Origin of the sequence: Mycobacterium sp., from assembly GCF_035603715.1 — a bacterium.
Lineage (GTDB): Bacteria > Actinomycetota > Actinomycetes > Mycobacteriales > Mycobacteriaceae > Mycobacterium.
Genome location: NZ_DATNJW010000571.1, coordinates 1 through 8,088, shown reverse-complemented (window position 1 = coordinate 8,088; position 8,088 = coordinate 1). Strand labels below are relative to the sequence as shown.

The following is an 8,088-nucleotide window of genomic DNA, read 5'->3' as shown; positions in this document are numbered from 1 at the left end:
GGGCGCACCCGCAGCGGCCACCAGAACCAGCGGCCCAGCAGCGTGGCGATGGACGGCGTCATGAAGGAACGTACGATCAGGGTGTCGAACAGCAGCCCCAGGCCGATAGTGGTACCGATCTGGCCGAGGACCTGTAGACCGCTGAACACGAACCCGCACATGGTGATAGCGAACACCAGACCGGCAGCGGTCACCACCGAACCGGAGCCGGCCATCGAGCGGATGACGCCGGTCTTGAGCCCTGCGTGAATTTCCTCTTTGAACCGGGAGATCAGCAGCAGGTTGTAGTCGGATCCGACCGCCAGCAGCAGGATGACCGCCAAAGCCAATACGACCCAATACAATTTGATGCCCAGGAAATACTGCCAGACCAACACCGACAGTCCGAACGATGCGCCCAGCGACAACGCGACGGTACCGACGATCACGATCGCGGCTACCAAGCTACGGGTGATGATCATCATGATCAGCAGGATCAGGCTCAGCGAGGCGATGGTGACGATCAGCAGGTCGTAATTCTCCATGTCGCCGATGTCTTTGTAGGTCGACGCGGTACCGCCGAGATAGAAACGGGAACCCGCCAACGGAGTGTTCTTCACCGCCTCGTGCGCGGCCTGCCTGATCGGGTCGACGTGGGAGATGGCCGCGGGCTCGGCCGGGTCGCCTTCATGAGTGATGATCATGCGAGCGGCCTTGCCGTCGGGTGAAACAAACAGTTTCAGACCACGTTTGAAGTCGGGGTTGCTGAATACTTCCGGCGGCAGATAGAAGAGGTCGTCGTTTTTGGCTTTGTCGAAGGCCTGCCCCAGCGCGGCCGGGTTGTCATTCGCGGTGGCCGACTGATTGGCGATACCGGAGTTGGTGGCGAAGTTCTTCAACACCAGTTCCTGATTGACTTCCTGGCTGGCGATCTGAGGTGGGATCAGCCCTACCAGCTGCGGCTGGATCTGGTCGAGCTTGTCCAGGCTGACCACGAGGTCGTCGAATTTCTCGGTGAGCTGGTCGATGCTGTCGATCGCTTCGAAGGTGTTGCGCAGCGCGAAGCACACCGGGATGTCGTAGCAGTGCTTCTCCCAGTAGAAGTAGCTGTGCAGCGGGCGGAAGAAATCGTCGAAGTTGGCGAGCTTGTCTCGCACCTCGGAGATGATCGCCAGGGTCTCGTGGAATTTCTGGGTCTCCTCGTGGGTGGCGCCGGCGAGCTGCTGTTGCAGGGCATATTGCTGATGCAGGATGCCGATCGTCTTGGTCAGCTCGGCGGATTGCCTCAAAAGGTCTTGGGCGCGGTCCATCTGGTACTTGAGGTTCTGAACCTGGCCGATGCTTTGCTGGCTGATCTGGAACGCGATCGAGCTGTGGTCGAGTGGGGCGCCCAGCGGCCGGGTGATGGACTGCACCTGAGCGATGCCGGGTATGTGCACGACGCCCTTGGCCACCTTGTCCAGGACCAGCATGTCGGCCGGATTCCGCAAGTCGTGGTCGGCCTCGATCATCAGCAGTTCGGGCTCCAACCGGGAGCGGGGGAAATGCCGCTCGGCAGCGGTGTATCCGACGTTGGCCGCAGCATAGCCGGGGATGTAGGGCCGGGTGTCGTAGCTGGTCTTGTAGCCGGGCAGGGCGAGCAGACCGATCAGGGCGATGGCGATCGAAACGACGAGAATCGGTGCGGGCCAACGGACAATGCCGGTGCCGATGCGACGCCAGCCTCGGGTCTGCAGCACTCGCTTGGGGTCGAAGAGGCCGAAATGGCTGGCGATCGTCAGGATTGCCGGGCCCAGCGTGAGGGAGGCCGCCAGGGCCACCAGGATTCCGATCGCCGCGGGCAGGCCCAGGCTTTGAAAGTAGGGCAGCCGGGTGAAAGTGAGGCACGCCACCGCGCTGGCCACCGTCAGGCCAGAGCCCAGGACAACGTGCGACGTGCCGCGATACATGGTGTAGAAGGCGTCTTCCCGTTCTGCGCCGGCGGCGCGCGCCTCGTGATAGCGGCCGACGAAAAATATCGCGTAATCCGTTCCGGCGGCGATCACCAGCAATGTCAGCAGATTGGTGGCATAGGTCGACAGCGGGAGAACTCCGGCATTGCCAAGGAAGGCAACGAATCCCCGCGCCGCAGCCATCTCGATCAGGACGGTCGCCAAGACCAGGAGCGTGGTGGAAAACGATCGATAGACGAAGAACAGCATCACGGCGATCACGCCGACGGTGATCGCCGTGACTTTGTTGGATCCCTTACTGCCTTCGGTGAATTGATCGGCGATCAGTGGGGCGGCACCGGTGAGGTAGGCCTTGACGCCCGGCGGCGGCTGCATGTGATCGATGGTGGCGCGGACCGCGTCGACGGACTCGTTCGACAACGCCTCGCCCTGCGCTCCGTTCAGAAAGACCTGAACGTAGGCCGCCTTGCCGTCGCTGCTCTGGGATCCCGCCGCCGTCAGCGTGTCTCCCCAGAAGTCCTGGATGTGCTGAACGTGCTTCTTGTCCTGGTCCAGCTTGCGAATCATCGCGTCGTAGAACTTGTGGGCGTCGGCGCCGAGCGGCTTGTCGCCTTCCAGCACGATCATCGCCGAACTGTCGGTGTCGAACTCGTGGAACACCTTGCCGATGTGCTTGAACGCCTGATACGACGGGGCCTCGGGGGAGCTGAGGCCGACGTTGTGCAGCCTGCCGACCTCTTCCAGTTGCGGCACAAGGATATTCGGCACGGCAGCCAGCGCCAGCCAGAACAACAGGATGGGCACCGCTAAGCGGTGAATGGTGTGCGGAACAAAGGGACGGCGACTGCTGTGATCGCTCATCCGGACTTGTCCAGGCAGAAGGTGTAGGCGCTCAATTCGTTGACGGTCCTTTCGTCTTTGACGATGCCGTTGACGGTGATGCGGCAGCCCAATGTGTTGCCGTTGCCTTGGGCAACCACGTTGGCGATGACTGCGGGATCGGTGGTGGTGATTGTGTAGGACCACGGCAGTGGGACGTTGTCGACTCGCTGCGGCGCGGCATGGACGTCCTGGTAATTGATGGTCGCCGTGGACCCCGGCGTGCCGAAGACCTCATAGATGACCTGCTTGGGGTTGAACGGAACGATTTCGTTGTTGGCGCCACCGCCGTTTGCCGCGTTCTTGTTCGAGCCGAACGCGCCGTGCAGTCGGTCCACCGCGAACCCCGCCAGCGCCACCACTGCGACGGCGACCAGGATCATCCACCGTCGCCGGATCAGTTTTGTAACCGAAAAGCGTTTCACCCGTTGCCCTTTCGGTGGCGGGTCAAGCTCGGGATGATCACCTCGTCGATCAGTGCTTCCACGGTCTGCTCGGTGGGCGGCCGGTTGGGCATGATCGACCGGAAGATCAGGTAGCCCGGCAACAGGTCCCAGAGCTCGTCGCTGATGGCGGCGGCGTCGATCTCACCACGCAGCACCGCGTCGCGCAGGACCTCATGCAAAAGGGCTTTCCGCTGATCCAGAAACTCCGACTGCATGGCATCGTGCAGCGCGGGGTGACGTGATATCTCGACCAGTACGGCGCGGATGATGCCGGCCTGCTCGTGGGACTGCTGGCTGATCACGCGTCCCAGCTGCAGCAGATCGCCGCGCAGCGTGCCGGTGTCGGGATGAACTGCGACCTGCCGGCAGCCCTCGATGAATGCGGCCAACACCAGTTCGGCCTTCGATGGCCAGCGCCGATAGACGGTGGCCTTACTGGCGCGGGCGCGGGCGGCCACGGCGTCCAGAGTCAGCCGGTCGTAGCCGTGTTCCTGCAGCAGCTGCAGGGTCACCTCGAGCAACTCGGTTTCTCGCGGCGACCAGGGTGACGCCGCCATGCCGCGGTGAGCCGTCTCGGTCACGGGTCTAACCCTAGGACCGCGAGGGCAGTACTGTCCAGTACCGTACCGCTAGGAAATGGCCGCTCAGGTCAGTAGCTGAAGTCCTTGATGCCGTCCCAGTCGACCAACGTCCAGCCCAGCGCCGGGCTGCCGGTGATCACCACGCGGCCGAGGTTAGGCAGCGGATGGCTGGTCGCCAAGCTGTCCTTCGGGTTTTTCACGTTCATCAACGTCCAGTACATGATCGATTCTTTGTGCGCGAACGCCACCGGCTTGTTGTGGCCGCTGTCGTAGATCTTCTGGACGGCGGCGGTGAACCGGTCGTTGAATTGTTCACCACTGATTGACCCGGGGATGGCGTCCTTCACATCGCCGTTGAGCCAGTCCGCCGGGGCGACCAGGTAAGTCAGGTCGGCTCGTTTTGTGGGCGAGTTGTTGTACTTCCCCGCTTCGATCTCGCATAGACCGTGCAGGATCTCGACGCTCTTGCCCAGCGCGTGGGCAAGCGGCTCCGCAGTCTGCTGGGTGCGGACCATGTCCGAGGCATAAATGGCGTCGAAGTTGTTGCGGGAGAGTTGGTGCGCAAGCTGTTCGGCCTGGCCTTGACCTTGCTCGGACAGACTCGGTCCGGGGATGTCGGTGTTGATGACTTGCTGGGCGTTGCTCTGCGACTCGGCGTGCCGGATGAACGTCAACGTGATGCTGCGTACCTGCGGTGACCCGGAGCAGGCGCCGACGGTGACGACCGCGGCAAGTGCGGCAGCAGCCTTCCAGATGACGGTGCGAGTGCGATTGCGCATGTCGATAGCCTGCCCTGCCGACGGCATCGGCGTGATGCGTTTGCCCGGGTTCGGTGCAGAAAATCGCGGATGCGGGCGCACCTCGCCCGCCGCATCGGACGAGTGGTGGAATGGCGTGGAACCCGACCGAAGAGGAGACCCGCATGGCGATCGACCCGAATGCCGTCGGCGCAACCACCGAACCCATGTTGTTCGAGTGGACCGACCGCGACACCTTGCTCTACGCGCTCGGCGTGGGCGCGGGCCTCGACGACCTGAAGTTCACCACCGAGAACAGCCATGACATCGACCAGCAGGTGCTGCCGACGTACGCGGTGATCTGCTGCCCGGCGTTCGGCGCGGCCGCCAAGGTCGGATCGTTCAACTGGGCCATGCTCTTACACGGCTCGCAGGGAATTCGGTTGCATGCGCCGCTGCCGCCCGCCGGAAAGCTGTCGGTGGTCACCGAGGTGGCCGACATTCAGGACAAGGGCGAGGGCAAGAACGCGATCATCATGTTGCGCGGCCGGGGCTCCGATCCCGACACTGGAACACTGATCGCGGAGACGCTGACCAACCTGGTGATCCGCGGCGAGGGTGGCTTCGGGGGAGAGCCGGGCGAGCGGCCGGTCGCACCGGAGGTCCCCGACCGCGAGCCCGACGCCCGGGTGGCCCTGCCCACCCGCGAAGATCAGCCGCTGATCTACCGACTTTCCGGCGACCGCAACCCGCTGCACAGCGACCCCTGGTTCGCCAAGGAACTGGCCGGCTTCCCGAAGCCGATCATGCACGGGCTGTGCACCTACGGGTTCTCCGGTCGCGCACTGATCGCCGAACTCGGCAACGGCAACGCCAACGCCATCACGGCGATCGACGCGCGGTTCACCAAGCCGGTCTTTCCCGGCGAAACGCTGACGACGCTGATCTGGCGCACCGGGCCCGGCAAAGCGGTATTCCGCACCGAAGCGTCCGGCTCGGACGGCGGCGATGCGCGGCTGGTGCTCGAGGACGGCGCGGTGGAATACACCGAGGTTTAGCCAGGCCGCCAACGTGGCAGCCTGCGACATGGCATTCAAACTCACCTACAGCGACGGGCAGTCGACCGACTACGACGACAGCACCAAATGGGAAGTCGACAACGGCGTCGTAAAAATGGGGCACGACGACGGCGAGTGGACCGTCTTCGTGTCGCCCAGTCATTGGGCAACGCTCGAATTGGCAACCGGCAAAGACAACAAGAAGTCGGACGACGACAAAGACGAGAAGTCGGACGACGACAAGGACAAAAAGTCGGACGACGACAAGGACAGCTGATACAGCGCACTTTCCATTACCTGGCAGGTAATCGTCGCAGCGATCGGGCGCGGCTAGCATCGGGACGATGACGACCCTGGCCCGCAGCGCCCGGCCAACGCCTGCCGTCGGCCAACTGCTGCGCGAGTGGCGCGAGCGGCGCCGAATAAGCCAGCTCGACCTGTCGATCCAGGCCGAGATCTCGGCTCGGCACCTGAGTTTCGTGGAGACCGGGCGGTCGCAGCCGACCTCCGGAATGATCCTGCGGCTCAGCGAGCAACTCGACGTGCCGCTGCGCGAGCGCAACGCGCTGCTGCTGGCCGGTGGTTACGCGCCCGCCTATCCCGAACACTCACTCGACGAACCGGAACTGGCGCGGCTAAGGGTGGCACTGCGTCAGATCCTCACCGGCCACGAGCCATATCCGGCACTGGTGGTGAACCGATGGTGGGAAATGCTCGACGGCAATGCCGCCGTCGCGGTGCTCATCGACGGATGTGACCCCGCATTGCTCACGCCGCCAGCGAATGCGCTGCGCATCTCACTGCATCCAGACGGCATGGCATCGCGCATCGCCAATCTGCCTGAGTGGCGGGCACATATCCTCGAACGGCTGCACCGCCAAGTTCAGGCCACCCTCGACCCGCGGCTGGCCGAACTGCTTGCCGAGTTGTCGTCCTACCCGGGTGGCGAGGCCGAGCGGCCCGAGCTCACTGACGTCGCCGTGCCGTTGCGTCTGCGGCACGACGGAAATGAGTTGGCGTTCTTCAGCATGACCGCGGTTGTCGGCGCGCCGTTGGATGTGACGGTTGCCGAGGTGGCGATCGAGTCGTTCTATCCCGCCGACGCGGCCACCGCCGAGGCGTTGCAGGAATTGAGAGGCTGAATACGTGACCGACTCCGCCGCAACCGAAATGATCCAATCGTTAGTGCCGCTGTGCGTGACGCTGGGCATCACCGCTGACACCGCCGGCCCGAACGAGGTTGTGCTGAGCCTGGATTGGGCGCCTAACCTGTGCACCGGCAATGACGTGTTACACGGCGGGATCGTCATGGCCCTGGCGGACTCGTCGGGCGCGGTCTGTGCATTCCTCAATCTCCCCGAGGGCGCGGGCGGCACCGCAACCATTGAATCCAAGACCAATTTCTTCGCCGCCACCCGCTCTGGCACCATCAAGGCGCACAGCCACCCGCTGCACATCGGCAAGCGGGTCATCGTGGTCGAAACGGAGATTCGCGGCGATGACGGCAAACTTGCCGCTAAAACCATTCAGTCGCAAGCGGTCCTGTGATCAGTGCGCGAGCCGGTGGGCGAGCCGCTCGGTGAATTCCCGTACCTGGCCGGGATCGTCCAGCGCGTAGCGCGCGGCGGTGGCGCGGTCCCCGTCGTCGCTGTGACGCACCAGGATCGCGATGCCGTCGTCGTCGACCGCATCAAAAGCGTCCTCGTCGGTGATGTCATCGCCGAGGTAGATCGGCAGCAGCGGACCGGCTCCCTCGTTGTCGCGGATGTAATCGAGCACCCAGTGCAACGTTTTTCCCTTGTCCCAGTCGATATTTGGACGTAGCTCGATGACTTCACGGCCCGTAGTGACGCGAAGCGCAGTTCGCTGCCCGGCGGTTCGCACCGCCGCGGCCACCTCGCCGACCCGGTCGCGGGCGGCGTTGCGGTAGTGCACGGCGACACCGAATCGCTTGTGCTCCACCACCACACCGGGAATGTGCCCCAGCTGGTCGGCCAAGTCAGCGGCCGCCCGGGTCAGCACCGGGATGCTTGCCGCTGCTTCGGGGTTCTGGTGGTGCGTGCCGTCGGGTCCGGTCAGCTCGAAGCCGTGACTGCCTGCATACCAAAGTCCGGGCAGGCCGATCCGCTCGCGCACGTCGGCCAGGTCGCGTCCGCTCAGGATTGCCACCGGGCATGCAGCGCTGAGCGATGTCAGCGCATCGGCTGCGCCGTCGACCAGTCGGGCTGAGTCGGGATCCTCGACGATCTCGGACAACGTGCCGTCGAAGTCGTAGAACACCGCCGGCTGTCGTTCGGTTGCCAGGTCCAATGCCTGCAGACCGTCGGGCAGCTCGGACATCCGGCGATACCCGGCGCGGACGCCGATCTCGTGAATATTGGAGACCACGGTGTCGGCGCCGCGGCTGTCCAGTGTTCCGGTCGAGTCGATCGCGACCACCAACGCGAATCCGCCGG

9 protein-coding genes are annotated in these 8,088 nt (G+C 64.0%); 4 read left to right on the top strand and 5 right to left on the bottom strand.

What is annotated here, in order from left to right:
* The 4 genes from VN856_RS23370 to VN856_RS23355 all read right to left on the bottom strand — a co-directional run.
* Positions 1–2,792: MMPL family transporter (locus tag VN856_RS23370; protein ID WP_325693573.1), on the bottom strand; the 2,792-nt coding region annotated here is incomplete at its 3' end.
* The gene (locus VN856_RS23365) at positions 2,789–3,235 is read right to left on the bottom strand and encodes an MmpS family transport accessory protein (protein ID WP_325693570.1); all 447 of its coding nucleotides are present in this window, start codon (positions 3,233–3,235) and stop codon (positions 2,789–2,791) included. The genes VN856_RS23370 and VN856_RS23365, both read right to left, overlap by 4 nt.
* Positions 3,232–3,813: a TetR/AcrR family transcriptional regulator gene (locus VN856_RS23360; RefSeq protein WP_325693576.1), complete on the bottom strand. Its 582-nt coding sequence runs from the start codon at positions 3,811–3,813 to the stop codon at positions 3,232–3,234. The genes VN856_RS23365 and VN856_RS23360 overlap by 4 nt, the downstream gene beginning before the upstream one ends.
* A 92-nt stretch (positions 3,814–3,905) precedes the next feature.
* Complete coding sequence (locus VN856_RS23355; RefSeq protein ID WP_325693568.1) at positions 3,906–4,616, bottom strand: histidine phosphatase family protein; 711 nt, start codon at positions 4,614–4,616, stop codon at positions 3,906–3,908.
* A 143-nt stretch (positions 4,617–4,759) separates the two neighbouring features.
* Between VN856_RS23355 and VN856_RS23350 the strand changes: the two genes are divergently transcribed.
* From VN856_RS23350 to VN856_RS23335, 4 genes are all read left to right on the top strand, one after another.
* Complete coding sequence (locus tag VN856_RS23350; RefSeq protein WP_325693566.1) at positions 4,760–5,632, top strand: MaoC family dehydratase; 873 nt, start codon at positions 4,760–4,762, stop codon at positions 5,630–5,632.
* A gap of 28 nt (positions 5,633–5,660) precedes the next feature.
* The gene (locus VN856_RS23345; RefSeq protein WP_325693563.1) at positions 5,661–5,909 is read left to right on the top strand and encodes a hypothetical protein; all 249 of its coding nucleotides are present in this window, start codon (positions 5,661–5,663) and stop codon (positions 5,907–5,909) included.
* 67 nt (positions 5,910–5,976) lie between these two features.
* A complete protein-coding gene (locus VN856_RS23340; RefSeq protein WP_325693560.1) occupies positions 5,977–6,774 on the top strand; it encodes a helix-turn-helix transcriptional regulator in 798 nt (265 codons plus the stop codon).
* A gap of 4 nt (positions 6,775–6,778) precedes the next feature.
* The gene (locus VN856_RS23335) at positions 6,779–7,180 is read left to right on the top strand and encodes a PaaI family thioesterase (RefSeq protein WP_325693557.1); all 402 of its coding nucleotides are present in this window, start codon (positions 6,779–6,781) and stop codon (positions 7,178–7,180) included.
* Here VN856_RS23335 and otsB read toward each other — a convergent pair.
* A partial coding sequence (otsB, locus tag VN856_RS23330) for a trehalose-phosphatase (RefSeq protein ID WP_325693555.1) occupies positions 7,181–8,088 on the bottom strand: 908 nt, incomplete at its 5' end.